A 26600-nucleotide genomic window follows, 5' to 3' on the forward strand; every position below is an offset into this window, starting at 1 on the left:
GCCGGACGGCCCGCGCCACCCCGCGGGCCTACGGTCCCTCCCACGCATCCGCATCGACGGCGTACACCCACCGCATCCCGGGCCACTCGGTCACCGACCACAGCCTCCGCTGCTGCGGCCACGCGGCGATGTCCTCGCACCCCGTCGGGAGCACCTTCTTGTGCCGTCGGAACGCGCCCGGTCTGCCGACGAGCAGGTCGCCGTTGTTGCCCCGGCCCTGGCTCGTGGTCACGTACCACGTGCCGTCGATGGCGGTCGCTCCCTGCATCCTGGCGGCCTGCTCCGGATGGAGCTCGTCGGGTGTCAGTCGTCCGGTGTCAGGATCTCGAACGGGCAGGTGCGTGCGCGGGTCCAGCCGGAACCGCCAGAGCCGCTGGGTCTTTCCGACCCCGCCGTACTCACCGACGACGAGGGACGCTGGGCTGCCGTCCTCCGGGCTGCCGTGCTGGATCGACAAGAAGGAGTAGCGCAGCCGGCTGCCGTCGTCGCGGCTCCACGCCGACAGCTTCGCGAACACCGGCAGGACCAGCTCGTAACCCAGCCGCCTCGAGGGCCCGCCGCGAGCGCCGTCGGGCAGGCGGAGCAGGTCGTCGATCCGCACGACGTAGATGCCCGCGCGGGTCGCGGCCACGTACAGGTACGGGCCGTACCAGGCGATGCCGCCGGCATGGGTCGGGACGGGCCGCGCACGGACGCCCCAGGGGGTTCGTCGCGCCCTGACCAGGAGCACGTGCTGGTAGCGCAGCGTCGCGAGGTCGACGAAGGTCAGCCGGGCGCCGTTGCGTCGTGCGTGGTGGTGGGCGTACCAGCTGACGGCGACGACGTCGCGCCCTCCGGTGCCGCCGGGTGCGTCCCCGGCGGTCGCGTCCGCGGAGGTGGTGACGCCTTGGGGGTACCAGTCCTCGGTGTCGGCATCGGGGCGCTCCCAGGTGAATCCGTACGCCGCGGCCTGTCCCGGCACCTCGACCTCGCGAGCCTGGAGAGGGGCGGTGTCGAGCACCTCGGGGATGGTCGACCTCGTGCCTCGGCGCAGCAGAGCCCGCCTCGCGCCGGGGCTCGTCAGCGTGCCCACCAGGCCTACGTGTCTCACTGCCACGGCGCGAGCCTAGCGAGGTCTGCGACACGAGCACCCGGGGCGGCCTCTGGCACAATGGCGCAGGGAGGGGAGTATTCCTTTCGTCGACCCGTCGTCATCACGGCCAGCGCGCTGGCCCGGCGGGTCGAGCCGTGTCAGGTGCTCCTCGCGCCGGCCCGGCGGAAGAGACCTCCGGCCAGACAACCCATCCGACCGGAGGAACCGAACCGTATGAACGTCACACCCCTCGAGTGGTGGATCACGATCGGCGTCACCGTCGCCGTGCTCCTGTTCGACGTCGTCGTGATCGCGCGCAGGCCCCACGAGCCGTCGATGAAGGAAGCCGGGGTCGCGCTCACCATCTATGTCGGACTCGCGGTCGCGTTCGGCATCTGGGTGACGGGCTTCCACGGCGGTCAGTACGGCCTGGAGTTCTTCACCGGATGGCTCACCGAGTACAGCCTCTCGGTGGACAACCTGTTCATCTTCATCATCATCATGGCGAGCTTCAAGGTGCCCAGGGTCTATCAGCAAGAGGCGCTGATGATCGGGATCATCCTCGCCCTGATCTTCCGTGGGATCTTCATCGGTCTCGGTGCCGCGGCGATCAACAACTTCAGCTGGGTCTTCTACATCTTCGGTCTCTTCCTCGTCTACACGGCGTACGGACTGGTCAAGAGCTATCGCAACCACGACGACGAGGAGGCCGGTGACAACGCCGTCGTGCGGTTCGCCGAGCGGCACTTCAGCGTCGCCGACGAGTTCCACGGCATGAAGATGACCGTGCACATCGACGGCAAGCGGTTCCTGACGCCGATGTTCCTCGTGATCCTGGCCCTGGGCACCACCGACCTGCTGTTCGCTCTGGACTCGATCCCGGCGATCTACGGCATCACCAAGGAGCCGTACCTCGTCCTGACGGCGAACATCTTCGCGCTCATGGGTCTGCGCCAGCTCTACTTCCTGCTGGGCGGGCTGCTCCAGCGTCTGGTGTACCTGTCGCTCGGCCTGTCCGTGATCCTCGCCTTCATCGGCGTCAAGCTCGTCCTCCACGCGTTGCACACCAACGAGCTCCCGTTCATCAACAACGGCGAGCACCTCGACGTGCCGGAGATCCCGACGCTGATGAGCCTCGCGGTGATCATCGTGGTCCTGGCCCTGACCGCGGCCGCCAGCCTGTGGAAGACCCGCCACCAGCCGCAGCCCAAGCGGCCCGACGAGCGCGAGGACGTCCCGCCGCGCTGATCGTCGTCCGCCCGGGGTCCGCCAGTCCGCTATAGGTGGCTTGCGGACCGCCTGGGCTTGTTGTCCGGATTATGTGGGTTAGTCTGACTGAGGTCTTGCTCGACGCCGAATCCTGTCCGCGGGCGAGACCTACCCCGGAGGGTCGGTCAACGGGGGCCGGCGAACCACGAACATGACGGACAGGAGTGGGGAACCCAATTCCGGAGCCACGGCTCCTTGGGGTGAAGCCCGGTCGCGGACTCGTCCGTGATCGGCAGGGCACCTTCGGCCCGAACCCGACAGCTAACCCCACAGGCGTTGTGAAGGAACACATGAACAACGCCCTTCACGTCGCCAAGCGCGGCGTCGCCACCACGCTCGCCCTCATGGGTCTGGTCGCCGGTCTGCTGGTCTTCACCAGCACGCCCGCCAGTGCGGCCAAGGACCGGACCTGGGAGCGCCTCGCCAAGTGCGAGGCGGGAGGTCGGTGGCACATCAACACCGGAAACGGCTACCACGGTGGTCTGCAGTTCAACCCAGGAACCTGGCGGTCGTACGGCGGCAAGAAGTATGCGTCGACCGCCTACAAGGCCAAGCGCCGCGAGCAGATCGCGGTCGCGGAGAAGGTCCTCAGGCGGCAAGGGTGGGGCGCATGGCCAGGCTGCACCCGCAAGCTCGGCCTGACGACCAAGCACAAGCGTGAGAAGTGGCAGGGTTTCGCCAAGAGCGACCGTGTCGCCAAGAAGGGCGCCATCGGATACTTCCCGCGCTGGTGGCGCAAGAAGTTCTGGTGAGCCACCCGCCTCACCGCGGACCCCGTCGGGCTCAGTCGAGCTCGGCGGGGTCCTTCACGTAGGTGCGCTCGGCGTAGAACGCGCGGTTGATGATCCAGGTGATCACCCACAGCACCACTCCCAGGCCCAGCAGCAGTCCCGCAACTTCGTACTGCTCGGTGTCACGACCCGACAGTGGCGTCACGAGATAGAGCGAGACGACGGCGGCGACCACCGGGATGACGGTCGGCGCGACGAAGTGGCGGGTGTCGACGCGGTCGCGGCGCAGCACCAGCACCGCGACGTTGACGATCGTGAAGACCGCGAGCAGGAGGAGTGCGGTGGTGCCGCCGAGGGTGGCGACGGCGTCCTCGCTCGCGTTGAACACGTAGGTGATGAGCCCCAGGGCGAGGAGGGTCGTGAAGAGGATCGCGACCCATGGCGTCTGCCGCCGGCGACCGACGTGGGCCAGCGCCGGTGGCAGCACGTGCTGCCTGGCCATGCCGTAGAGGAGCCGGCTGGCCATGAGCATGTTGATGAGCGCCGTGTTGGCGACGGCGAACATCGTGATGAACGGATAGATCTCGTCGATCGGGAGGTTGGGGGCGCCGAGCTCGACGACGGTGAGCAGGGGCGTCTCCGTCGCGGCGAGCCGGCCGATCGGGACGAGCGCAACGGCGGTGATCGAGACGAGAACGTAGATGAGTCCCGTGATCGACAACCCGGTCAGCATGATCCGCGGGAAGGTCGAGACGGGGTCTTTCGTCTCCTCCGCCATGTTGACCGAGTCCTCGAAGCCCACCATCGCGAAGAACGCCAGCGACGTCGCCGTGGTGACAGCGAGGAAGACGTTCTTGTCCTCGGGCGTGTCGAACGCGACGACGCGGGAGAAGTCGGCGTTTCCCTCGACGACCGCCCAGATGCCGACGAGGAGGACCAGCAGGAGCCCGGAGAGCTCGACCACGGTGAGGACGACGTTGGTGATGATCCCGTGGGCGACCCCACGGAGGTTGACCAGTGCGAGCGCGACCATGAACAGCAGGGCCACGATCAGGATGCCGCTGCTGTCCAGGTCGAGCCCGAAGCCCTGGTCGAGGCTGCGCGCGAAGACACGCGACGCGGTCGAGGCCGACGTGATCCCGGACGAGAGCACCGCGAACGCCACGAGGAACGTGAGGAAGTGGATCCCGAACGCCTTGTGGGTGTAGAGCGCCGCACCGGCGGCCTGGGGATACTTCGTCACGAGCTCGAGGTACGAGAACGCGGTCAGGGTCGCGATGGCGAAGGCGATGAGGAAGGGCAGCCACGCCGCGCCGCCGACCTCGGCCGCCACCTGCCCGGTGAGCGCATAGACGCCGGTGCCGAGGATGTCACCGACGATGAACAGCAAGAGGAGCCTGGGGGTGAGGAAGCGCCTGAGCTCCGTCGGCCGGCCCTCCTCTTGATCGGACGACGTGGACCCGGGCCCGGTGTCGCTCATGACACTCCTCCTCGTACGCCGGCAGCGCGTGGGTTTACTGTCGTGCGCCGTGGCGTCGGCCGCAACCCCCCACGCACAGAGAGTGGTTCGAACACGTGTTCGAACAAGGCGTATCCTGTCCGACGTGGGCGCGAACAGGCGATACGGCCAGGAGGAGCGTGCCGTCGCCCCGCCTCGTGAGGGGGGCGGAGTGAGGCACGTCTGGGTCTCGCTGAGCCGGTACGAGTCCGACGCCTACCCCGGTCTGGTGATCGAGTGGCGTCGCGAGTCGCAGGGCTGGGTTGCCCGAGTCGCGTTCGTCCCGGGCAAGGAGGGGGAGGGGACGTTGGTGGAGCAGTGGGTGTCCGCCAGCCGCCTGCGCCCCGCCGGTCCTCGACCGTCCGCCGGGTGACCGGTAGGGCTCAGCCGAGCTCCACCCGCCCCGCCGCAGCCACCAGTGCGTCCACCACGGCGGAGACGGCCAGGCCGGGCTCGCGCCGGTTCTGCCGGTGCCGGGCGATCACGCGACGCGAGCCCAGTCCCGGGAGCGCGACCACCTCGACGCCGGCGGGAAGGTCCTGGTGGAGCGCGAGCGCCGCCACCATGGCCACGCCCTCCCCGGCGGCCACCAGGGCGTACGCCGTCTCGAAGCTCGTGAACTGGTGGACCATCGTCAGCTGCCCTCCCAGCGTGCGCGCCAGGCGCTGCAGTGCTCGTGCCGCGGCCGTCTGAGGCTCGGCTCCGAGCCATCGGGCGTCCGCGAGGTCGGCGGCCTGGGTCGGCGTGGCGAACGAGGAGGGGATGACGGCGCGCCACGGCTCGTCGAGGAGGATCACGTCGTGAGTCCCGCGCGGCGCCGGTGAGACGGCCTCCTCGTCCTGCTCGACCAGCACGAGGTCGAGCTCGCCGGCCCGGAGCAGGCGGAGGGCGTCGTCCGGCTCGTGCTCCTCGACGGTGACCTCGATGCCGGGATAGGTCTCGCGGACCTGCCCGAGGGACGGGCCGACGATCGCCTGGATGGACGTCTGGAACGCCCCGAGCGCGACGCGCCCGGAGACGTCGCCGCTCAGGGTCGCGAGCGACTTGCGGGCTTCGACCAGCTCCGCCTCGATGCGTTCCGCGGTCTCGGCGAGGACGCGGCCGGCGGGGGTCAGCGTGACGCCGCGTGGACCGCGGTCCAGGACGTCCAGACCCTCCTCGGACTCGAGCCGTGCGATCTGCTGCGACACCGCCGACGGTGTGACGTTCAACTCGTCGGCGGCCGCCAGGATGCCGCCGGAGCGGTGGACGGCGAGGAGAACCGCGAGACGGCGGGGATCGATGGAGGCCATTTAGCAATACTAAACGGCTCATCAAGGATAGGTCGATTGTGCTTAACCCTTGCGCGACGCACACTGAGGGGGTCGCCGCAGTGAGACATCCGGTCGCCGACATCCCCTCATCCACGCACGATCTCTCGGAGCCGCACATGTTCTCCCTCGCCGACTTTGTCACCGCCCTCGGGTGGTTCGGCGCAGTCGCGGGCGCTGCCGCGTACCTTCTCGTCAGCCGCGGTCGCTGGAGCGCCGCCTCGGCGCGCTACCAGTCCGCCAACCTCCTCGGCGCCGGCCTGATGGGGGCGGTCGCGGCGTTCAACGGGATCTGGCCCTCCGCCGCGGCGAACCTCATCTGGGTCGTGATCGGCGGTCAGGCCCTGTGGGTGATCTTCACGAAGAAGCAGGCGACGCTGCAGCCTGCCGCCACCGCGGAGGTCAGCCCTGTCGCGGCTCCGGTCGTCACCGCCGCACCCGCGTACGAGCAGCACGTCCTCGACGAGGTCTGGGACGAGCGCGACCCGACGCTGCAGATGAGCGTCGACGAGCTGACGGTCCTCACCTCGCGGCGCATGCCCGTCGCCGCCTGACCGCTCACCAGCCGCGGCCGCGCCAGTGCAGCCAGAGATGCGACGACGACACCGACTCCTTCTCCGTGGACCACTACCCGCACCCGCTGTCCCAGTACCCGCAGTACGCGGAAGACCCCGGCAACCTGGCCCCCGCCCACCTGCATCGCAACCAGTCGGCAGGCATCAAGAACCCCGCCCCCGACATGGGCGACCCGTCCGAGAACTGGTGAGGTCGAACGCCCTCATCTGCCGATGCCTGGATGTGTCCAGGTGTGCCGATACGGTCGCGCCATGCGCGACGAACGGATAGTGATCGGCAACGCCGACGCGGCACTTGACCAGCGGCTCAACGACGAACTGACCCGGTTCAACGTTGCCGCGACCCCTGGCGTTACTCCGCCTGAGGAACTCACTGTCAAAGCGGAGCACGAAGGTGAGTTGATCGCCGGAGTCTCGGGTTGGACTTGGGGACAGGCGGCTGGCATCGGGATGACCTGGGTTCGCGAGGACCGGCGTGGAACCGGTCTCGGCGCCACGCTGATGGAAGCGTTCGAGAGTCAGGCTGCGGATAAGGGCTGCACGCACGTGTTCGTCACCTCCTTCACGTTCCAAGCACCTGCGTTCTACAAGGGCCTGGGGTACGAGGAAATCTTTCGCTGGGAATGGGTCCCGACATTGGGCCGAGATGACGTGCACATGCGAAAGCAATTGAGACGCCCCCCGTCGTTGTGACGGGCTGCGAGACCAGGCCCCCATGACGTCCCAGGACGGGTCCGGGCCGTCTACCAGCCGCGTTCGCGCCACTGGGCCAGGTGGGGCCGCTCGGCGCCGAGCGTCGAGTCGTCGCCGTGCCCGGGGTAGAACCACGTCTCGTCCGGCAGCTGGTCGAACACCTTGTGCTCGACGTCGCCGAGGAGCGTCACGAAGTCGTCGTGCGAGCCGGTCTTGCCGACCCCGCCCGGGAAGAGCGAGTCGCCGGTGAACAGGTGCGGCATCCCGTCGGGATCGTCGAACAGCAGGGCGATCGAGCCCGGCGTGTGCCCCACGAGGTGGATGACCTGGAGTCGTGACCGTCCGACGGGGACCTCCTCCCCGTCGGTGACGACGACGTCGATGGGGACGCCGATCTCCTCGGCGTCGTCGGCACCGGCGACGGTCCTGGCACCGGTCGCCGCCACGACCGCGGCCAGTGCCTGCCAGTGGTCGCCGTGCCGGTGCGTGGTCACGACCGTGGACAGCCCGGCCTCGCCCACGACCTCGAGCAGCGTGTCGGCGTCGTTCGCCGCATCCACGAGCAGCTGCTCGTCGGTGTGACGGCAGCGCAGGACGTACGCGTTGTTGCTCATCGGGCCGACGGCGACCTTGGTGATGATGAGGTCGGCGAGCTCGCGGACGTGCGGCGTCCCGCCGACGGTGACCTTGCCGGTGTACGTCATCGTTCCTCCACGGTGCGGGTACGGCGCCGGCTCAACGCCACGGTCCGAGCTCGGGCAGGTCGCCGGCGGTGGTCAGGGACGGACCGACGATCCCACGGGTCACCCACGCGAGGAGGTCGGACTGCGTGCCCGACACCGTACGCCCACCGCCGTCGCCGACCCCGAAGCCGGAGTCGGTCGACCGCAGGGCGAGCAGCTCCCCAGCGCGGTCGCTCAGACCGCGGGTGGCGTCGTGCAGCGCGAGGGAGACCCACCCTTGCGGCCACTTCTCGGGCGTGTAGCCGAGGTCGAGGTCGTAGTGGTGGACGATCACCTCGCCCGCCCGGAGCATGGGCACCCACGAGCCGGGGACCTCCTTGCCGCCCCGCGCGACGACCGTGCGGCCCCACGCCTCCTCCGGGAGCTGCCGCGCCGTGGTGATCCATCTCACCGACGCCTCCGTGAGGTCGTCCAGGAGCGCGTCGGCGTCGCGGTGGGCGCCGGCCTCGATGTCGGCGTCACGAGCGGCGGGGGAGCCGTACATGGGCGTCTCCTCCCCGGTCCGTGCCCACGTGAGCAGGTTGACGAGCGCGTCGGCGTTGCGGGCCAGGTGGGTGACGACGTGGCCGCGGGTCCATCCGGGGAGGAGGCTGGGCGCCCGCATGTCGGCGTCCTCGAGTGCGCCGAGCGCGAGCAGGAGGTCTCGCGTGCGGGAGTCCACCAGGTCCATCACGTCGTGGGGGGTCGCCATGGGATCACCATGCCAGGCCTGGCCGGTGACTGGTCAGCCGATTCCGTCACGCATTCCTGTCAGGACCCGCCGGTACGATTACAAGCGTGGGTCGAGTGCTGCCCGGGCGCTGGTCCGCGCCCTTCTCCTCGACTCGCGCGACCTCCAGGAAGGCTGATCAGGTGGCAGATCGACTGCTCATTCGCGGTGCCCGCGAGCACAACCTCAAGGATGTCTCCCTCGACCTCCCGCGGGACGCGATGATCGTCTTCACCGGCCTGTCCGGCTCCGGCAAGTCATCGCTGGCGTTCGACACGATCTTCGCCGAGGGCCAGCGCCGCTACGTCGAGAGCCTCTCCGCGTACGCGCGTCAGTTCCTCGGCCAGATGGACAAGCCCGACGTGGACTTCATCGAGGGCCTGTCGCCGGCGGTCTCCATCGACCAGAAGTCCACCTCGCGCAACCCGCGGTCCACCGTCGGCACGATCACCGAGGTGTACGACTACCTCCGTCTGCTGTACGCGCGGATCGGGCACCCGCACTGCCCCGTGTGCGGCGAGGCGATCACCAAGCAGACCCCGCAGCAGATCGTCGACCGCATCATGGCGCTCGAGGAGGGCACCCGCTTCCAGGTGCTGGCTCCGGTCATCAGGGGCCGCAAGGGCGAATACCTCGACCTGTTCCGCCAGCTTCAGTCGCAGGGCTACAGCCGGGTGCGCGTCGACGGCGAGGTCCGTAGCCTCGCCGACGACCCGCCGGCCCTGGCCAAGCAGAAGAAGCACCACATCGAGGTCGTCGTCGACCGCCTCGTCGTCAAGCCGACCTCGCAGCAGCGCATCACCGACTCCGTCGAGACCGCGCTCAACCTCGCCGACGGGCTCCTCCTGCTCGACTTCGTCGACCTGCCCGACGACGATCCCGGCCGCGTGCGCCGCTTCTCCGAAAAGCTGGCCTGCCCCAACGAGCACCCCCTCGCCGTCGATGAGCTCGAGCCGCGCTCTTTCTCCTTCAACGCCCCGTTCGGCGCGTGCCCCGAGTGCTCCGGCCTCGGCACCCGGATGGAGGTCGATCCTGAGCTGGTGGTCCCGGACCCCTCGCTGTCGCTCGACGACGGGGCCATCGCTCCGTGGTCGGCCGCGCACGTCGCCGACTACTTCGGCCGTCTGATCGACGCGTTGGCCGAGGAGCTCGACTTCACGACCTCCACTCCCTTCGAGGAGCTGCCGGCAGAAGCCCGCAAGGCGCTGCTCGAGGGACACCCGACGCAGGTCCACGTCCACTACCGCAACCGGTACGGGCGCGAGCGCTCGTACTGGAGCTCCTTCGAGGGTGTCATCCCGTACGTCGTGCGTCGGCACGCCGAGGCCGAGTCCGACACCACGCGGGAGCGCTTCGAGGACTACATGCGCGAGGTGCCCTGCCCGACCTGCGGTGGCACGCGGCTCAAGCCTGTGATCCTGGGGGTCACCGTCGCCTCGGCCACACAGGGCGAGAAGAACATCGCCGAGGTGTCCGCGCTGTCGATCGAGGAGGCCGCCCGATATCTCAGCGACCTCGAGATGTCCGAGCGTGAGAGCCAGATCGGCCAGCACGTCCTCAAGGAGATCCACGAGCGCCTGCGGTTCCTGCTCGACGTCGGCCTCGACTACCTGAGCCTGGACCGCGCGGCGGGGTCGCTGTCGGGCGGCGAGGCGCAGCGCATCCGTCTGGCGACCCAGATCGGTGCCGGTCTGGTCGGCGTCCTGTACGTCCTGGACGAGCCGTCGATCGGCCTTCACCAGCGTGACAACCACCGCCTCATCGAGACGCTGGTGCGCCTGCGAGACCTCGGCAACACGCTGATCGTGGTCGAGCATGACGAGGACACGATCCGGGCGTCCGACTGGGCCGTCGACATCGGTCCCGGTGCGGGGGAGCACGGTGGGCAGGTGATCGTCTCCGGCCCTGTCGAGGAGCTGTACGCGTCGGAGGAGTCGATCACCGGTGCCTACCTCTCCGGTCGTCGTGAGATCTCCGTACCGGCCGAGCGCCGCCCGCGACGCGAGGGTCACGAGCTCGTGGTGCGAGGCGCGCGTGAGCACAACCTCAAGGGCATCGACGTCACGTTCCCGCTCGGGCAGCTCGTCGCCGTGACGGGCGTGTCCGGCTCGGGCAAGTCGACGCTGGTCAACGACATCCTCTACACATCTCTCGCCCGGACGATCCACAACGCGCGCACCCTTCCAGGACGCCACAAGGACATCACCGGCGTCGAGCAGGTCGACAAGATCATCCACGTCGACCAGTCGCCGATCGGCCGGACGCCGCGATCCAACCCGGCGACCTACACGGGCGTCTGGGACCACGTGCGCAAGCTCTTCGCCGCGACGCCCGAGGCGAAGGTGAGGGGTTACCAGCAGGGACGCTTCTCGTTCAACGTCAAGGGCGGCCGGTGCGAGGCGTGTTCGGGCGACGGCACGATCAAGATCGAGATGAACTTCCTGCCTGACGTCTACGTCCCGTGCGAGGTGTGCCACGGAGCGCGCTACAACCGCGAGACGCTCGAGGTCCACTACAAGGGCAAGACCGTCGCCGAGGTCCTCGACATGCCGATCGAGGAGGCCAAGGAGTTCTTCCAGGCGATCCCGGCGATCGCACGCCACCTCAACACGCTGGTGGACGTGGGCCTCGGCTACGTCCGCCTCGGTCAGCCCGCGCCGACGCTGTCCGGTGGCGAGGCGCAGCGCGTCAAGCTCGCCGCCGAGCTCCAGAAGCGCCAGACCGGCCGCACGCTGTACGTCTTGGACGAGCCGACCACCGGTCTGCACTTCGAGGACATTCGCAAGCTGCTCGGCGTCCTGGGCCGGCTCGTCGACCAGGGCAACTCCGTGATCGTCATCGAGCACAACCTCGACGTCATCAAGACGGCCGACTGGTTGATCGACATGGGTCCCGACGGTGGCAACCGAGGAGGGACGCTGGTCGCGGAGGGCACGCCGGAGGACATCGCCGCGCACCCGGACAGCTACACCGGCCACTTCCTCAAGCCGCTCCTCGAGGGCCGTGAGGCGAAGCAGCCGTCCCTCCAGCCGGCGCTCGACGTGACGCCCGGCCGGATCCGTATGGGATCGGGCCGGACCGCGTCCGCGAAGGCGTCGGCCGCCGAGAAGCGTGCGGCGGCGCGCGCCGCCGCGCTGGAGACCGCCGCCGAGGGGGCCCCGACCACGAAGTCAGCGGCCAAGAAGTCGACAGTGAAGAAGCCCGCGGCGAAGAAGTCCGCGGCGAAGAAGACGGTCGCCAAGAAGGCCGCAGCCAAGAAGACGGCGGCCAAGAAGACCTCCTGACGGTTCGCCGTACGCCCGTGCAGCAGCGGGCACCATCGAGGGGGGCAGACCGTTGAACGTTCTACCGACACGACGACGTCCGACGAAGGGACCGACCGATGAGCGAGGGCACGATGAAGCGACGCACCGTGATCCAGGGAGTGGGCGTCCTGGGAGGTGTCGCCGTGACTGGTGGTCTTCTGGCCGCGTGCGGGGGCGAGGACGCGCCGTCCGGCTCCAGCACGACCAGCGCTCCGCCCGCCGGTGGCGCGACGACCGGTGGAGGCTCTGCGGGTGGCACCGAGCTCGGCGCGACCAGCGAGGTCCCGGTGGGCAGCGCACGCTTCTTCGAAGGCGAGAACGTCCTTGTCACGCAGCCGAGCGAGGGCGAGTTCAAGGCCTTCTCCTCCGTCTGCACCCACCAGGGCTGCGCGGTGAGCAAGATCGACGACGACCTGATGGTGTGCCCGTGCCACGGGAGCGAGTTCTCGATCGAGGACGGGTCGGTGGAGCGGGGCCCCGCCAAGAAGCCGCTCGAGGCCCGCGAGGTCCGCGTCGAGGGCGACACGCTCTTCCTCGCCTGACCTCCGGCCCCGCGGCCGGTGTCGGCGCCGCCTCGTACGCTTTGTCTGTGGCCGATCCAGCGACGTACCGTCCCGCACCGGGATCCATCCCCGATGCGCCGGGCGTCTACCGGTTCCGCGACGACAACCGGCAGGTCGTCTACGTCGGCAAGGCCAAGTCGCTGCGGTCGAGGCTCTCCTCCTACTTCCAGGACATCGCTCACCTCCACCCGCGCACCCAGCAGATGGTGACGACCGCGTCGAGCGTCGAGTGGACGGTCGTCTCCAACGAGGTGGAGGCACTCCAGCTCGAATACACGTGGATCAAGGAGTACGACCCGCGGTTCAACGTCAAATACCGCGACGACAAGTCCTATCCGTGGTTGGCCGTGACGCTCGACGAGGAGTTCCCCCGGGTGATGGTCGGGCGGGGTGCCAAGCGCAAGGGCGTGCGCTACTTCGGCCCCTACAGCCACGCGTGGGCGATCCGCGAGACCGTCGACCTGCTCCTGCGGGTCTTCCCGATGCGCTCGTGCACCAACGGCGTCTTCAAGCGGTCCGAGCAGATCGGACGGCCCTGCCTCCTGGGCTACATCGGCAAGTGCTCGGCGCCGTGCGTCGGTCGGGTCAGCCCCGAGGAGCACCGCGAGATCGTCGACGACTTCTGCTCGTTCCTGGCCGGCAACACGACGACCTACATCAAGCGGCTCGAGCGAGACATGCGGGCAGCCGCCGGTGAGCAGGAGTACGAGCGGGCGGCTCGACTCCGTGACGACATCAACGCGCTGCGCAAGGCCCTCGACAAGAACGCCGTCGTGCTCGGTGACGGGACCGACGCCGACGTGATCGCCCTCGCCGACGACCCGCTCGAGGTCGGGGTGCAGATCTTCTCCGTCCGTGGTGGACGGGTCCGCGGTCAGCGTGGCTGGGTGGCGGACAAGACCGACGACGCGGGCACGGGAGAGATGGTCGAGCGGGCGATGATGAAGCTGTACGACGGCGAGCAGGCCGAGGCGATCCCGCGCGAGGTCCTCGTGCCGACACTGCCCGAGGACGCCGCCGCGGTCGCGGACTGGCTGACGCAGCAGCGGGGGAGCAGGGTCGCGATCCGCGTCCCCCAGCGCGGTGACAAGCGCGCCCTGATGGAGACCGTCGAGCGCAACGCCAGACAGGCGCTCATCCTCCACAAGACCAAGCGGGCGAGCGACCTGACGACCCGTACGCGCGCCCTCGAGGAGCTGCAGGTCGCCCTCGCGCTGCCAGAGGCACCGCTGCGGATCGAGTGCTACGACATCTCCAACCTCCAAGGCACCGAGGTCGTCGCGTCGATGGTCGTGTTCGAGGACGGTCTGCCTCGCAAGAGCGAATACCGGCGCTTCGTCATCCGCGGCGTGGAGGGGCAGAACGACGTGGCGTCGATGCACGAGACGATCACCCGGCGGTTCCGGCGATACCTCGACGAGCGTGCTGCCCTCGCCGCACCGGAGCTCGGGGGCGACGACGAGGCCGAGGGGCCGGCGCTGGTCGACCCCGACACCGGCAAGCCGCGCAAGTTCGCCTACGCGCCCGGACTCGTCGTCGTCGACGGCGGCCCTCCGCAGGTCGCAGCGGCCTACGACGCGATGCGGCAGCTGGGGGTCGACGACATCCCGCTGTGCGGACTGGCCAAGCGGCTCGAGGAGGTGTGGCTCCCCGAGCAGGACGACCCCGTCATCCTGCCTCGCACCAGCGAGGGCCTCTATCTCCTCCAGCGCGTTCGCGACGAGGCGCACCGGTTCGCCATCACCCACCACCGCGGGCGGCGGTCCCGCACCATGGTGGAGAGTGCTCTCGACGACGTGCCAGGACTCGGCGAGGTCCGCCGCAAGGCTCTGCTTCGTCGGTTCGGCTCACTCAAGAAGCTGCGCGCTGCCACGGTCGAGGAGGTCGCGGCGGTGCCCGGCTTCGGGCCGCGTACGGCGACCGCTGTCGTCGAAGCACTCGCCGGGGACCGGACCACGCCGACGGCCCCCGCGATCAACATGACCACCGGCGAGATCATCGAGGAGGGGTCGTGAGCGTCGACGCAACTAGTACGTCCGGGGTGGAGGAGCTCGTCCTCGTGACGGGCATGACCGGGGCCGGCCGGAGCACGGTGGCCAAGGTGCTGGAGGACCTCGGCTACTTCGTGGTCGACAACCTGCCGCCCCAGCTGCTCGGCGACGCCGTCGCCCTGTTCGGTCAGAACCACGCCGCGACCCGTCTCGGCGTGGTCGTCGACGCCCGGTCGCGGCAGTTCTTCTCCGCTCTCGAGGGAGCGCTCGAGAGCGTCCGCAAAGAAGGGCTGCGCTCGACCGTGATCTTCGTGGAGGCCGCGGACGAGGTGCTGGTCCGTCGTCAGGAGGCTGCGCGGCGTCCGCACCCGCTCCGGACCGAGGGGCGGCTCCTGGACGGCTTCCGCGTCGAGCGCGAGCTGCTGCGCGACCTGCGCTCCAAGGCCGACCTCGTGGTGGACACGTCGCGTCTCAACGTCCACCAGCTGTCTGCCCGTGTCTCCGCGGCCTTCGAAGACCCCGACCTGCACCCGCTGCGGGCGACCGTCGTCTCGTTCGGCTTCAAGTACGGCATCCCCGTCGACGCCGACATGGTCGCCGACATGCGCTTCCTCCCCAACCCTTACTGGGTCGACTCCCTGCGGCCGATGAGTGGGCTCGATCCCGAGGTCAGCGAGTACGTCCTCGGACAGCCCGACGCCCTCCCGTTCCTCGACCAGTACGAGGCTCTCCTCGCCACCCTCACCAACGGCTTCGTCCGCGAGAACAAGCGGTTCCTCTCGATCGCGATCGGGTGCACGGGTGGGCGCCACCGCAGCGTCGCGATGTCGGAGGCGCTCGGCGAGCGGTTGCGCGCGCACGACGTCCGTACCCTCGTCGTCCACCGTGACCTGGGGCGCGAGTGAGCGCGCCGCATCGCGGGGGTCTGGGCGTCTCGCCCCTGACGCAGCGCAAAGTGGTCGCGATGGGCGGCGGGCACGGGCTCGCCGCCAGCCTGTCGGCGCTGCGCTACCTCCCGGGCGAGATCACGGCGGTCGTCACGGTCGCCGACAACGGTGGCAGCTCGGGCCGGTTGCGCACCGAGCTGGGCGTCCTGCCGCCCGGTGACCTCCGCAAGGCGCTGGCGGCGCTGTGCGGTGAGGACGAGTGGGGTCAGACGTGGGCCCAGGTCCTCCAGTACCGCTTCGACTCCGGCGGAGAGCTCAGCGGCCACGCGTTGGGCAACCTCCTCATCGTGAGCCTGTGGGACCTGCTCGGCGACCACGTCGCCGGGCTCGACTGGATCGGACGGCTCCTCGGGTCGCGCGGCCGCGTCCTGCCGATGAGCTCGATCCCTCTGGACATCGAGGCGACCGTCCGGCAGGGCGACGGCGGGCTCACGGTCGTCCGAGGGCAGGCGGAGGTCGCGACGGCGCCCGGTGACGTGGTGAGCGTCCGGCTGGAGCCGGTGGACCCACCGGCGTCGCCGCCGGCACCTGTCGCCGTCCGTGAGGCCGACTGGGTCGTCGTCGGTCCCGGATCGTGGTTCACGAGCGTGATCCCCAACCTGCTGGTGCCCGAGCTGTCTCGCGCCCTCCACGAGACGTCCGCACAGCGGATGCTCGTGCTCAACCTCGAGGCGCAGCCGGGGGAGACCGAGGGTTTCTCGCCCGAGCGCCACCTCGAGGTGATCGCCGAGCACGCGCCTCGTCTGGGAGTCGACGTCGTGCTCGCCGACCGCGACGCGGTGGCGGACGAGCCCAGCCTCCGTGCCGCGGCCGACGACCTCGGTGCTGAGCTGGTCCTCGACCGGCTGGCGCGTGACGACGGGTCGGCGCGCCACGACCCGCTGCGTCTCGCGGCGGCGTACGACCGCATCATGCGGGTCACTTAGTGACAGTTCTCAGCAGCACGTCGCGCGGGGCGTGGACCATCGGCCGGGAGGCTCCGCGACGAGCGCCCGAACCCCCCTCCAGGTGGGCACGAACGCCCAGCGGCGCGCGTACAGTGGCGCAGGAGGATCCACGTCTGGGCCGGCGAGGACAATCAAGAGGAGTACGCGCATGGCGATGACCACGCAGGTGAAGTCTGAGCTGTCGAGCACAACGGTCACCAAGGCGTGCTGCCGCAAGGCCGAGGTGTCCTCGCTGCTGCGGTTCGGTGGTGGGTTGCACCTGGTCGCGGGCGCGATCGTGGTCGAGGCCGAGATCGATACCGGCGCTGCCGCGCGGCGGCTGCGCAACGACATCGCCGACGTCTACGGGCACGCCAGCGAGGTGCAGGTGCTCCAGGGTGCTGGCATCCGCAAGGGCACCCGGTGGGTCGTCCGCGTCGCGCGCGACGGTGCCGCCCTGGCACGTCAGACCGGACTGCTCGATGCCGCCAACCGCCCGGTCCGCGGCCTGCCTCCGCAGGTGGTCTCGGGCGCGACCTGTGACGCGGTCGCTGCCTGGCGTGGCGCGTTCCTCGCTCGTGGGTCCTTGACGGAACCTGGCCGGTCCTCGGCGCTCGAGGTGACGTGCCCAGGCCCCGAGGCTGCTCTCGCGCTGGTGGGTGCGGCCCGCCGGCTGGGCATCCAGGGCAAGGCACGCGAGGTCCGGGGAGTCGATCGTGTCGTCATCCGCGACGGCGAGGCCATCGGCGCCTTGCTGACCCGGCTGGGTGCCCACGAGTCCCTGCTCGCCTGGGAGGAGCGCCGGATGCGCCGCGAGGTGCGGGCGACGGCCAACCGCCTCGCCAACTTCGACGACGCCAACCTGCGCCGCTCGGCGCGCGCCGCGGTCGCCGCCGGCGCACGCGTGGAGCGGGCGCTGGAGATCCTCGGGGACGACGTGCCCGACCACCTCGGCACCGCCGGCCAGTTGCGCGTCGAGCACAAGCAGGCGAGCCTGGAGGAGCTGGGCCAGCTTCACGACCCGGCACTGACGAAGGACGCGATCGCGGGCCGGATCCGGCGGTTGCTGGCTATGGCAGACAAGCGGGCGGCGGACCTCGGCATTCCCGACACCGAGGCCTGTCTGACCGACGACATGCTGGCCGACGGCGCCTGATCCACGGCCCCGAAGCCGTGTGCGCGGCCGTCCGGACCCCGCGATAGGGTCGTGGTGATCGTCAGATCCAGTGCCTGATGAGTGATCCTCGAAGGAGAAGCGTCGTGACCGTGCGCGTAGGTATCAACGGATTCGGCCGGATCGGCCGCAACTTCTACCGGGCCGCCTTGGCCTCGGGGGCTGACTTCGAGGTCGTCGCCGTCAACGACCTGACCGACAACAAGAGCCTCGCAACCCTCCTCAAGTACGACTCGATCCTCGGTCGGCTCCCGGAGGACGTCTCGTACGACGAGAGCTCCATCACCGTCGGCGGCCGCACCATCAAGGCGTTCGAGGAGCGCGACCCGTCGGCGCTGCCGTGGGGCGACCTCGGTGTCGACATCGTGATCGAGTCGACCGGCTTCTTCACGGACGCCACCAAGGCCAAGGCCCACATCGACGCCGGCGCCAAGAAGGTCCTGATCTCGGCACCCGCCAAGAACGAGGACCTGACGGTCGTGATGGGCGTCAACGAGAACCTGTACGACCCCGCGTCGCACCACATCATCTCCAACGCCTCGTGCACGACCAACTGCCTCGCGCCGATGGCCAAGGCGCTCAACGACGGCCTGGGCATCGTGCGTGGCCTCATGACGACGATCCACGCCTACACGCAGGACCAGAACCTCCAGGACGGCCCCCACAAGGACCTCCGTCGTGCTCGTGCGGCAGCCATCAACATCGTCCCGACCTCCACGGGTGCCGCGAAGGCCGTCAGCCTCGTGCTCCCCGAGCTCAAGGGCAAGCTCGACGGCTACGCGCTCCGCGTCCCCGTCCCGACCGGGTCGGCGACCGATCTGACGTTCACCGCGCCCCGCGAGACCTCGGTCGAGGAGGTCAACGCCGTCGTCAAGGCGGCCGCCGAGGGTCCGCTGAAGGGCTACCTCGTCTACACCGAGGACCCGATCGTGTCGACCGACATCGTCACCGATCCGGCCTCGTGCATCTTCGACTCGGGCCTGACCAAGGTGATCGGCGACCAGGTCAAGGTTGTCGGCTGGTACGACAACGAGTGGGGCTACTCCAACCGCCTCGTCGACCTCACCTCGTACGTCGGTCAGTCGCTCTGAGCGTCTCGCCGACCAGAACCGATCCGAGCAACGTCTCCCCGGGGAGCACAGTGAAGACCATCGACGACCTTGGCGACCTGCGCGGCAAGCGCGTGCTGGTCCGCAGCGATCTCAACGTGCCGCTCGACGGCACCACGATCACCGACGACGGGCGTGTCCGCGCGAGCGTGCCGACGATCCGGCGTCTCGCCGACGCCGGTGCGAAGGTCGTCGTCATGGCGCACCTCGGCCGTCCCAAGGGCAAGGCCGACCCGGCCTACTCCTTGGAGCCGGTCGCGCTGCGGCTCGCCGAGCTCCTCGGCCAGGACGTGACGTTCGCCGGCGACACCGTCGGCGCCTCGGCGCACGAGGTGGTCGCCGGTCTCGGTGACGGTCAGGTGGCGGTCCTCGAGAACGTCCGCTTCAACCCCGGCGAGACCAGCAAGGACGACGCCGAGCGGGGTGCGTTCGCCGACGAGCTCGCCCAGCTCGGCGACGCGTTCGTCTCCGACGGCTTCGGCGTGGTGCACCGCAAGCAGGCCAGCGTCTACGACATCGCGCAGCGGCTCCCGTCGGCGGCGGGCGGCCTCGTGCTCGCCGAGGTCGACGTGCTCAGCCGGCTCACCGAGGACCCCGCGCGCCCCTACGCGGTCGTCCTGGGAGGGTCCAAGGTCTCGGACAAGCTCGGCGTGATCGACAACCTGATCGACAAGGCCGACGCGCTCCTCATCGGCGGCGGGATGGTCTTCACCTTCCTGGCGGCCAAGGGCTACGGCGTGGGTGCCTCGCTGCTCGAGGCCGACCAGATCGACACGGTCAAGGACTACCTCGCCCGCGCCGCAGAGAAGGGGGTCGAGATCGTGCTCCCGACGGACATCGTGGTGGCGCCCGAGTTCTCGGCCGACGCGCCTCCGACGACGGTCGCCGCCGACGCGATGCCGTCCGACCAGATGGGGCTCGACATCGGGCCTGAGTCGAGCGAGGCGTTCGCGCGGCAGATCCGCGGATCTCGCACCGTCTTCTGGAACGGTCCGATGGGCGTGTTCGAGTTCCCCGCGTTCGCTGCGGGCACCCAGGCGATCGCCGGAGCCCTCACCGAGGTCGACGGGCTCTCCGTCGTCGGTGGTGGCGACTCGGCCGCCGCCGTGCGGCGCCTGGGCTTCCGCGACGAGCAGTTCGGTCACATCTCGACCGGTGGCGGCGCGTCCCTCGAGTTCCTCGAGGGCCGCGACCTCCCCGGCCTGCAGGTCCTGGAGGGCTGACGACGATGGCGCACAAGCGCACCCCGCTGATCGCGGGGAACTGGAAGATGAACCTCAACCACCAGGAGGCTGTCGTCCTGGTGCAGAAGCTCGCCTGGGTGCTCCAGGACAAGAAGCACGACTACGACAAGGCGGAGGTGGCCGTCGTCCCGCCGTTCACCGATCTGCGGAGCGTTCAGACGATCGTCGACGGCGACCGCATGAAGATCCGCTACGGCGCGCAGGACGTGTCGGTTCACGACGCCGGCGCCTACACGGGTGAGATCTCGGCCGGGATGCTGGCCAAGCTCGGCTGCTCCTACGTCGTCGTCGGACACTCCGAGCGGCGCCAGCACCACGGCGAGGACGACGCCACGGTCGCCGCGAAGGCGCTCAAGACCCTCGACGCCGGCATGACGCCCATCGTCTGCGTGGGTGAGGGTCTCGACGTCCGCAAGGAGGGCACCCACGTCGCCCACAGCACCTCGCAGGTCGAGGGCTCCCTCGCCGGACTGTCGCCCGACCAGGTCGCCGAGTCCGTCATCGCCTACGAGCCGGTCTGGGCCATCGGCACCGGCGAGGTGGCGACCCCCGAGGACGCCCAGGAGGTCTGCGCCGCGATCCGCGAGCAGGTAGCCAAGACGTGGTCTTCGCAGGCTGCCGAGCGGGTGCGTATCCTGTACGGAGGATCGGTGAAGGCCGCGAACGCGCCTGCGATCATGGCGCAGTCCGACGTGGACGGCGCTCTGGTCGGGGGAGCCAGCCTCCAAGCGGAGGAGTTCGCCGGCATCTGCCGGTTCTACGACCTCCCCGACCTGTCGGGCGTGGCCTGATCCACGACCGACCGTACGCCGCGACCAAAGGACGATCCTCGTGATCCTCACCTTCTCGATCCTGCTCATCCTGTCGAGCGTGCTGCTCATCGTCCTCGTGCTCATGCACAAGGGACGTGGCGGCGGCCTCTCCGACATGTTCGGTGGCGGAGTCTCGAGCAGCCTCGGCGGTTCGTCGGTGGCCGAGCGCAACCTCGACCGCATCACGGTCGGCACCGCGGTGATCTGGGGCATCTGCTGCGTGGCACTCGGTCTGCTCTTCACCTACAGCTGATCGCGCCACTTTTCTGATCGCGGCATCTCGACCCGGGGTGCTGAGCCGTTTACACTTCTGATCGACCCGGCGTGCGCCGGTGGCGATGACTGCGACGAGGGGCGAGGAGTCCACAGGTGTCAGGCGGTGCCATTCGAGGTAGTCGGGTCGGTTCAGGCCCGATGGGGGAGGCCGAGCGCGGGGACACCGCGCCACGCCGGGCGATCTCCTACTTCTGTTCCAACACCCATACGACGGTTCTGAGCTTTGCGATGGAGGCCGCGGTTCCCGAGTCGTGGGACTGCCCGCGATGCGGCCTCCCGGCCAGCCAGGACCACGAGAACCCTCCGACGGCTCCCAAGATCGAGCCGTACAAGACGCACCTCGCCTACGTGAAGGAGCGTCGGAGCGACGACGAGGCAGAGCAGATCCTGACCGAGGCTGTGGAGACTCTGCGCGCCCGTCGTGCGCGCGGCGAGGTCATCTACTGAGCGTGGCTTGAGGGGGCCGTGTCGACTCGCGCTAGCGCGAGTCGACACGGGGGTGGTCTTCTCGCGCGGGGGCGGGGGGGGGGGGGGGGGGCCCCCCGCCCCCCCCCCCCCCCCCCCCCACGGCCCCCTTGTTCAGCGCAGGTGGTCGGGGAGCTCAGACGCAGCTCCCTCGTCGAGCATCCACAGCGTCTGCTCGGTGCCGGTCACCCCAGCCGCTGGAGTCTGGCGGACGTCGTCGCCGGTGAGTGCTCGTGCGACCGCGGACGCCTTGCCGTCACCCGAGACGAGGAACCACACCTCCCGGCCCCGGTTGAGTGCCGGATAGGTGAGCGTGACCCGCGCCGGCGGCGGCTTGGGGGAGTCGCTCTCGCTCGCGGTGTCCCGATCGTCGATGGCGAGCGTGGGCTTGCCGGGGAACAACGAGGCGATATGGCCGTCCGGGCCGACGCCGAGCATGACGACGTCGAACACTCGGTCGCGCACCACCTCGGCGTACTGCTGAGCAGCCTCATCCAGGGACACCGTGCCGTCGTCCGGCGCCATCGGGTGGACCCGTGCTTCGTCGACAGCGACGTGGTCGAGGAGCGCCTCGCGGGCCTGTCGCTCGTTGCGGTCGTCGCTGTCGGCCGCGACGAACCGCTCGTCGCCCCAGAAGATCTCGACGCGTGACCAGTCGACGCGACCGTCCTGGGCTCGCGCAGCGACCGCACGGTGCAGCTTGTCGGCGATCGTTCCGCCGGTGAGGACGATCGCCGGCACCCGGCCCTGCGACTGGAGCGCAGCGAGAGTCGAGACGAGCTGGTCGGCGATGCTGCGGGCGAGCTGGTCGGCATCATTGTCGATGAGGATCTCGGGGTCGTCGTTCACCGTGTCGTGTCCGTCCGCTGGGGGGTGGTCTTGGCGGGCGCCTTCTTGGCCGCCGACTTCTTGCCTGACGCCTTCGTGGCCGCCGACTTCTTGGTCTTCGCCCCCGAGGCCGCCGGGTCGCTGGGCGCGTCGACGGACGGCTTCGAGCGCCCCGACGTCTTCGAGGACCGGCCGACGGCACCGTCCTCACGGCGCAGCAGGCGCTGGACCGTCTCGGCATAGACGTCGTCCTCGTCGAGGCGACGAAGGTCCTCGGCCAGGAGCTCGGCTGTCGTCCGACGCTTGAGCGCGACGGCCCGGTCAGCCTCACCCGGCACCATGAACACACCGTGGCGGCCGTCGTGCCGGAGCACCGCGATGTCGCCGATGATCGAGTGCAGACGGACCTCCGTGATCCCGGGGCCCCGAGAGACGGAGTGCTGGACCGGCACCTTGAGCCGGGCCTCGAGCCAGGCGACCAGCAGGTCAGCGCTGGGGTTGCCGCGTTCGGCGACGACCGACCCGCCGGTGACCACCAGCTCGACCTGGTCCAGGGCAGCCGCCAGGAGCGCGCGCCACGGGGTCAGCCGCGTCCACGCGAGGTCGGTGTCACCGGCCTGGTAGGCGCGGGCGACCCGCACGAGAGCGGCGTGGCGGGTGCGTGCGGCGGCGGCATCGGTGATCCGCCGCGTCGCGAGCGAGCCGAGCGGATCCTGCGCGGGAGCCTTGGGCGCCGCACCGGGCCACCAGGCGACGACGGGGGAGTCCGGAAGCAGGAGCGGCAGGACGACCGACTCGGCGTGCTGGGTGAGCTCACCGCTCATCCGGAGGATGATCGACTCGCCGGCGCTGTCGTTGCCGATCCGGACCTGCGCGTCGAGGCTCGCGGGGCCGCGCTTGGACCGCAGGATGACGCCGAGGACGCGCGCGGGGTGCTCGCGCGAGATCACCCGGGCGGCCCGCATCGCGTCGTAGTACCGTGCCTCGTCCGTGACGACGATGAGCGTGAGCACCATCCCCATGGCAGGACTCCCGGCGGCGATGCGCGCCTTCACCAGCGCCGAGGCGACGGCGCTCGCGCTGGTGTCGTTCAGATCGACCTTCATCGCTGTCCTCGCTCTTCGTCGCGTGTCACGGCTGGGGCTGGCGCAACGTCGTCATGGCCGCCGCCAGGACCGCCCGTCCCGTTCGAGCATGGCGTCGGCCGACGCCGGTCCCCAGCCGCCGGAGAGGTACGGCTCCGGCATGCTGATGCCCTCCTCGGCCTGCTCCGCCCAGTAGTCGATGATCGGGTCGAGGATCTTCCACGAGAGCTCGACCTCCTCCTGCTGGGGGAAGAGCGGGGGATCACCGAGGAGCACGTCCAGGATGAGCCGCTCGTAGGCCTCCGGGCTCGACTCGACGAACGTGCCGCCGTACGCGAAGTCCATGTTGACGTCGCGCAGCTCCATCGCGGTCCCCGGGACCTTGGACCCGAACCGCACGGTCACGCCCTCGTCCGGCTGGATCCTCATGACCACGGCGTTCTGGGTGAGCTCGGAGGTGTCGTACTTGGCGAACGGCTGGTGCGGCGCACGCTTGAACACGACGGCGATCTCGGTGACCCGGCGCGCCAGCCGCTTGCCGGTGCGCAGGTAGAACGGCACGCCCGCCCACCGTCGCGTCTCGATGTCGAGGCGGATCGCGGCGTACGTCTCCGTGGCCGATGTTGCCGGGATGTCCTGCTCGTCGAGGTAGCCCTTGACCTTCAGGCCTCCGGCCCAGCCGGCGGTGTACTGCCCGCGAGCGGTGTGGAGGTCGATGCGCTGCGGCGGGCGTGCCTGGGCGAGGACCTTCTGCTTCTCCAGGCGCAGGCTGCGCGCACTGAACGAGACGGGAGGCTCCATCGCGACCAGCGCCATCAGCTGGAGAAGGTGGTTCTGGATGACGTCGCGGGCGGCCCCGATGCGGTCGTAGTAGCCGGCCCGCCCCCCGATGCCGACGTCCTCCGCCATCGTGATCTGCACGTGGTCGACGTAGTGGGCGTTCCAGACCGGCTCGAACAGCTCGTTGGCGAAGCGGAACGCCAGGATGTTCTGGACGGTCTCCTTGCCGAGATAGTGGTCGATCCGGAAGACCGCCTCAGGCGGGAAGACGTCCGAGACGACGTCGTCGAGCTCGATGGCGCTCTCGAGGTCGTGGCCGAACGGCTTCTCGATGACGACTCGGCGCCACGAGTCGCCGGCGGGCTGCGCCAGCCCGTGCTTCTTGAGCTGTCCGATGACCGTGGCGAAGAAGCCGGGAGGGATCGACAGGTAGAAGGCGTAGTTGCCACCGGTGCCGCGCTCACGGTCGACCATCTGGACGGTCGAGACGAGGTGCTCGAAGGCCTTGTCGTCGTCGAACGAGCCGGGGACGAAGTGGAAGCCCTCGGACAGCTGCGCCCAGACCTCCTCACGGAACTCCGTACGCGCGTACTTCTTCACCGACTCGTAGACGACCTGCGAGAAGTCCTGGTCCTCCCACTCCCGCCGGGCGAACCCGACCAACGAGAAGCCGGGCGGGAGCAGACCGCGGTTGGCGAGGTCGTACACCGCAGGCATCAGCTTCTTGCGCGAGAGGTCACCCGTGACACCGAAGATCACCAGGCAGCTCGGACCCGCGATACGCGGCAGCCGGCGATCCTCCGGCTGCCGCAACGGGTTGACGTACGGCGCAGGGCCGTTCCGCCGCTCGCGGGTCACTCCAGCGCCTCCCGCAGCGTGCCGCGTGAAGCCTCCGAGCGGTCGAGGTGCAGCCTCAGCACGGGCCGTCCGTGACCGGCGAGGACTCCGGCGTCGCCGACGGCCTGGGCGATCAGGAACTCGCCGAACGTGAACGGCCGTCCCGGGACGTCAAGGTCCTGGTCGGGATCTCCGGTCACCTGCAGGTAGACACCGGTCGTGGGCCCCCCCTTGTGGTACTGGCCCGTCGAGTGGAGGAACCGCGGCCCCCAGCCGAACGTCGTCGGCCGGCCGGTCCGGCTCGCCAGCACGTCGCGGGCGTCGGCGAGGCCGGTCTCGCGCGTGCGGTCGAGGTAGGCCTGGACGGCGACGTAGCCACGCTCCGGATCGAGCTCGTCCAGCAGCGAGGCCACCGCCTCCCGCACGGTCGTCGTGTCGTCGGGAAGCCAGCCGGAGTAGTCGTACACCGTGACCCCGCCGTCGGAGAAGACGGCCACCGGGCCCTCGGAGGAGCCCTCGAGCATCTCGCGCGCCGCCTGCTTGGCGCTCTCGACGTCGGGCTGGTCGAACGGGTTGATGCCGATCAGGTGGCCGGCGATCGCAGTCGCGTACTCCCACAGGAGGAAGAGCGCACCCAGGGGAGCGTCGACCGCGAAGCCGTATCCCGATGCGGCCTGGGGGTGGTCGTCGCTCATCGGGCCGATCATCCCGACGACCTCGTCACGGGTGCTGGCATCGGCGTTGGGTGCGTCCGGCGGCCCCACGACGACCGGAAGGATGCCCTTGCCCTGCTTGCCGGTCGACTCCGCGACGAGCTGCTCGACCCAGTCACCGAAGCCCACGTTGGTCGAGCCCGCGTCGGCCAGCACCAGCTTGTCGGCGCCGTCGGCGTTGGCGACACCGAGGAGAGCTCCGAGGACCAGCGCCGGGTTGGTAGCGTCGTCGGCGGCGACGTCCTCGGCGATCTCGTCAGCCTGCTCCAGGAGCGCACCGACGTCGGCGCCGGCCAGCCCGCTCGGAACGAGGCCGAACGCCGTCAGCGCCGAGTAGCGGCCGCCGACGTCGGGGTCGGCGTGGAAGACGCGATAACCCTTCTCGGTCGCCTCGACGTCGAGCGGCGAGCCGGGGTCGGTGACGACCACGATGCGGGTGGCGGGGTCGATGCCCGCCACCTCGAACGCGTGCTCGTACGCCCGTCGCTGGCTGTCGGTCTCGACCGTGCCGCCCGACTTGCTGGAGACGACCACGACCGTGCGCTCGAGGTCGTCGTCGATCGCCTCGCGCACCATGTCGGGGTCGGACGAGTCCAGGACCGTCAGGGGCACGCCCGCCGTGGCGCAGATGACCTCGGGCGCCAGCGAGGAGCCGCCCATCCCGCACAGCACGACGCGGTCGAGTCCGGCGCTGCGCAACTCGTCCCTCAGGGACGTGACCTGCGCGACGAGGGGGACCGAGGTGACGTGAAGGTCGGTCCACGCGAGCCGCTTGCGTGCCTCCTCCTCGGCGTCCGGACCCCACAGGGTGGCGTCGTGTCCGGCGACGCGGCTCGCGACCCGGTTGGACACCAGGTCGTCGATGGCCGCGTCGAGGGCCTTCTCGTCGGGATAGGCGAGGCCGAGCTCGAAGCCGGCCGGGGATGCTGCGTCGTCGCTCTGCAC

General features: G+C 69.8%; 26 protein-coding genes and 1 riboswitch. Of the genes, 17 read left to right on the plus strand and 9 right to left on the minus strand.

Annotated elements, in window-relative coordinates; all coding sequences use genetic code 11:
* Positions 1–28: 28 nt before the first annotated feature.
* On the minus strand, positions 29–1096 hold the full coding sequence (locus tag KV102_RS00775) for a hypothetical protein (protein WP_220341547.1): 1068 nt from the start codon (positions 1094–1096) through the stop codon (positions 29–31).
* A gap of 210 nt (positions 1097–1306) precedes the next feature.
* On the opposite strand from KV102_RS00775, the gene KV102_RS00780 reads away from it, so the two are divergent.
* Positions 1307–2320, plus strand: a complete 1014-nt coding sequence (locus KV102_RS00780) for a TerC family protein (RefSeq protein WP_220345013.1) — start codon at positions 1307–1309, stop codon at positions 2318–2320.
* Positions 2321–2467: 147 nt separating this feature from the next.
* Positions 2468–2631, plus strand: a riboswitch (cyclic di-AMP (ydaO/yuaA leader).
* Positions 2632–3093 (plus strand): transglycosylase family protein, encoded by a 462-nt coding sequence (locus tag KV102_RS19375; RefSeq protein ID WP_220345014.1) that lies wholly within the window; start codon positions 2632–2634, stop codon positions 3091–3093.
* A gap of 31 nt (positions 3094–3124) precedes the next feature.
* Here the strand turns inward: KV102_RS19375 and KV102_RS00790 are convergent, their stop codons facing one another.
* Positions 3125–4552, minus strand: a complete 1428-nt coding sequence (locus KV102_RS00790; protein WP_220345015.1) for an APC family permease — start codon at positions 4550–4552, stop codon at positions 3125–3127.
* A gap of 190 nt (positions 4553–4742) precedes the next feature.
* Here KV102_RS00790 and KV102_RS00795 point away from each other — a divergent pair, with 190 nt between their 5' ends.
* Positions 4743–4943, plus strand: a complete 201-nt coding sequence (locus KV102_RS00795; RefSeq protein WP_220341551.1) for a hypothetical protein — start codon at positions 4743–4745, stop codon at positions 4941–4943.
* A 10-nt stretch (positions 4944–4953) separates the two neighbouring features.
* Here the strand turns inward: KV102_RS00795 and KV102_RS00800 are convergent, their stop codons facing one another.
* Positions 4954–5862 carry a LysR family transcriptional regulator gene (locus KV102_RS00800; protein ID WP_220345016.1) on the minus strand — a complete coding sequence of 303 codons (909 nt, stop codon included), beginning with the start codon at positions 5860–5862 and terminating at the stop codon, positions 4954–4956.
* A gap of 137 nt (positions 5863–5999) precedes the next feature.
* On the opposite strand from KV102_RS00800, the gene KV102_RS00805 reads away from it, so the two are divergent.
* From KV102_RS00805 to KV102_RS00815, 3 genes are all read left to right on the plus strand, one after another.
* Positions 6000–6434 (plus strand): hypothetical protein, encoded by a 435-nt coding sequence (locus KV102_RS00805; protein WP_220345017.1) that lies wholly within the window; start codon positions 6000–6002, stop codon positions 6432–6434.
* Positions 6435–6499: 65 nt separating this feature from the next.
* A complete protein-coding gene (locus KV102_RS00810) occupies positions 6500–6646 on the plus strand; it encodes a hypothetical protein (RefSeq protein ID WP_220341554.1) in 147 nt (48 codons plus the stop codon).
* A 61-nt stretch (positions 6647–6707) separates the two neighbouring features.
* Positions 6708–7148 (plus strand): GNAT family N-acetyltransferase, encoded by a 441-nt coding sequence (locus tag KV102_RS00815; protein WP_220345018.1) that lies wholly within the window; start codon positions 6708–6710, stop codon positions 7146–7148.
* A 50-nt stretch (positions 7149–7198) separates the two neighbouring features.
* Here the strand turns inward: KV102_RS00815 and KV102_RS00820 are convergent, their stop codons facing one another.
* Both KV102_RS00820 and KV102_RS00825 read right to left on the minus strand, forming a co-directional pair.
* Positions 7199–7852: an MBL fold metallo-hydrolase gene (locus KV102_RS00820; RefSeq protein WP_220345019.1), complete on the minus strand. Its 654-nt coding sequence runs from the start codon at positions 7850–7852 to the stop codon at positions 7199–7201.
* A 31-nt stretch (positions 7853–7883) separates the two neighbouring features.
* Positions 7884–8582: a maleylpyruvate isomerase family mycothiol-dependent enzyme gene (locus KV102_RS00825; protein WP_220345020.1), complete on the minus strand. Its 699-nt coding sequence runs from the start codon at positions 8580–8582 to the stop codon at positions 7884–7886.
* Positions 8583–8743: 161 nt separating this feature from the next.
* Here KV102_RS00825 and uvrA point away from each other — a divergent pair, with 161 nt between their 5' ends.
* The 11 genes from uvrA (at position 8744) to KV102_RS00880 (ending at position 21394) form a co-directional block, all read left to right on the plus strand.
* On the plus strand, positions 8744–11884 hold the full coding sequence (gene uvrA, locus KV102_RS00830) for an excinuclease ABC subunit UvrA (protein WP_220345021.1): 3141 nt from the start codon (positions 8744–8746) through the stop codon (positions 11882–11884).
* A gap of 98 nt (positions 11885–11982) precedes the next feature.
* A complete protein-coding gene (locus KV102_RS00835) occupies positions 11983–12447 on the plus strand; it encodes a Rieske (2Fe-2S) protein (protein WP_220345022.1) in 465 nt (154 codons plus the stop codon).
* Between the two features lie 47 nt (positions 12448–12494).
* Entirely contained in the window at positions 12495–14483 is a 1989-nt protein-coding gene (gene uvrC, locus KV102_RS00840) for an excinuclease ABC subunit UvrC (RefSeq protein WP_220345023.1), read from the plus strand.
* Positions 14480–15364 (plus strand): RNase adapter RapZ, encoded by an 885-nt coding sequence (rapZ, locus tag KV102_RS00845; RefSeq protein WP_308290191.1) that lies wholly within the window; start codon positions 14480–14482, stop codon positions 15362–15364. The genes uvrC and rapZ overlap by 4 nt, the downstream gene beginning before the upstream one ends.
* A gap of 59 nt (positions 15365–15423) precedes the next feature.
* Positions 15424–16332, plus strand: a complete 909-nt coding sequence (gene yvcK / locus KV102_RS00850; protein ID WP_220342487.1) for a uridine diphosphate-N-acetylglucosamine-binding protein YvcK — start codon at positions 15424–15426, stop codon at positions 16330–16332.
* Between the two features lie 169 nt (positions 16333–16501).
* Positions 16502–17488: a DNA-binding protein WhiA gene (whiA, locus tag KV102_RS00855; protein WP_220345024.1), complete on the plus strand. Its 987-nt coding sequence runs from the start codon at positions 16502–16504 to the stop codon at positions 17486–17488.
* Positions 17489–17592: 104 nt separating this feature from the next.
* Positions 17593–18597, plus strand: a complete 1005-nt coding sequence (gene gap, locus KV102_RS00860; protein WP_220341562.1) for a type I glyceraldehyde-3-phosphate dehydrogenase — start codon at positions 17593–17595, stop codon at positions 18595–18597.
* 50 nt (positions 18598–18647) lie between these two features.
* Positions 18648–19838 (plus strand): phosphoglycerate kinase, encoded by a 1191-nt coding sequence (pgk, locus tag KV102_RS00865; protein ID WP_220341563.1) that lies wholly within the window; start codon positions 18648–18650, stop codon positions 19836–19838.
* A gap of 5 nt (positions 19839–19843) precedes the next feature.
* Positions 19844–20650, plus strand: coding sequence for a triose-phosphate isomerase (tpiA, locus tag KV102_RS00870; protein ID WP_220341564.1), 807 nt, complete (start codon positions 19844–19846; stop codon positions 20648–20650).
* Between the two features lie 40 nt (positions 20651–20690).
* A complete protein-coding gene (gene secG, locus KV102_RS00875; RefSeq protein ID WP_220341565.1) occupies positions 20691–20924 on the plus strand; it encodes a preprotein translocase subunit SecG in 234 nt (77 codons plus the stop codon).
* A 116-nt stretch (positions 20925–21040) separates the two neighbouring features.
* Complete coding sequence (locus KV102_RS00880) at positions 21041–21394, plus strand: RNA polymerase-binding protein RbpA (RefSeq protein ID WP_220345025.1); 354 nt, start codon at positions 21041–21043, stop codon at positions 21392–21394.
* A gap of 132 nt (positions 21395–21526) precedes the next feature.
* Here KV102_RS00880 and pgl read toward each other — a convergent pair whose 3' ends face one another.
* Genes pgl through KV102_RS00900 form a run of 4 tightly spaced genes read right to left on the minus strand, consistent with a single transcriptional unit; the run spans position 21527 to position 26600 of the window.
* Positions 21527–22261: a 6-phosphogluconolactonase gene (pgl, locus tag KV102_RS00885; protein WP_220345026.1), complete on the minus strand. Its 735-nt coding sequence runs from the start codon at positions 22259–22261 to the stop codon at positions 21527–21529.
* Positions 22258–23346 (minus strand): glucose-6-phosphate dehydrogenase assembly protein OpcA, encoded by a 1089-nt coding sequence (locus KV102_RS00890; RefSeq protein ID WP_220341568.1) that lies wholly within the window; start codon positions 23344–23346, stop codon positions 22258–22260. Before KV102_RS00890 ends, pgl begins: the two co-directional genes overlap by 4 nt.
* 51 nt (positions 23347–23397) lie before the next feature.
* Entirely contained in the window at positions 23398–24963 is a 1566-nt protein-coding gene (zwf, locus tag KV102_RS00895) for a glucose-6-phosphate dehydrogenase (RefSeq protein WP_220341569.1), read from the minus strand.
* Entirely contained in the window at positions 24960–26600 is a 1641-nt protein-coding gene (locus KV102_RS00900; RefSeq protein WP_220341570.1) for a glucose-6-phosphate isomerase, read from the minus strand. The genes zwf and KV102_RS00900 overlap by 4 nt, the downstream gene beginning before the upstream one ends.

It is taken from the genome of Mumia sp. zg.B53 (assembly GCF_019550935.1).
Lineage (GTDB): Bacteria > Actinomycetota > Actinomycetes > Propionibacteriales > Nocardioidaceae > Mumia.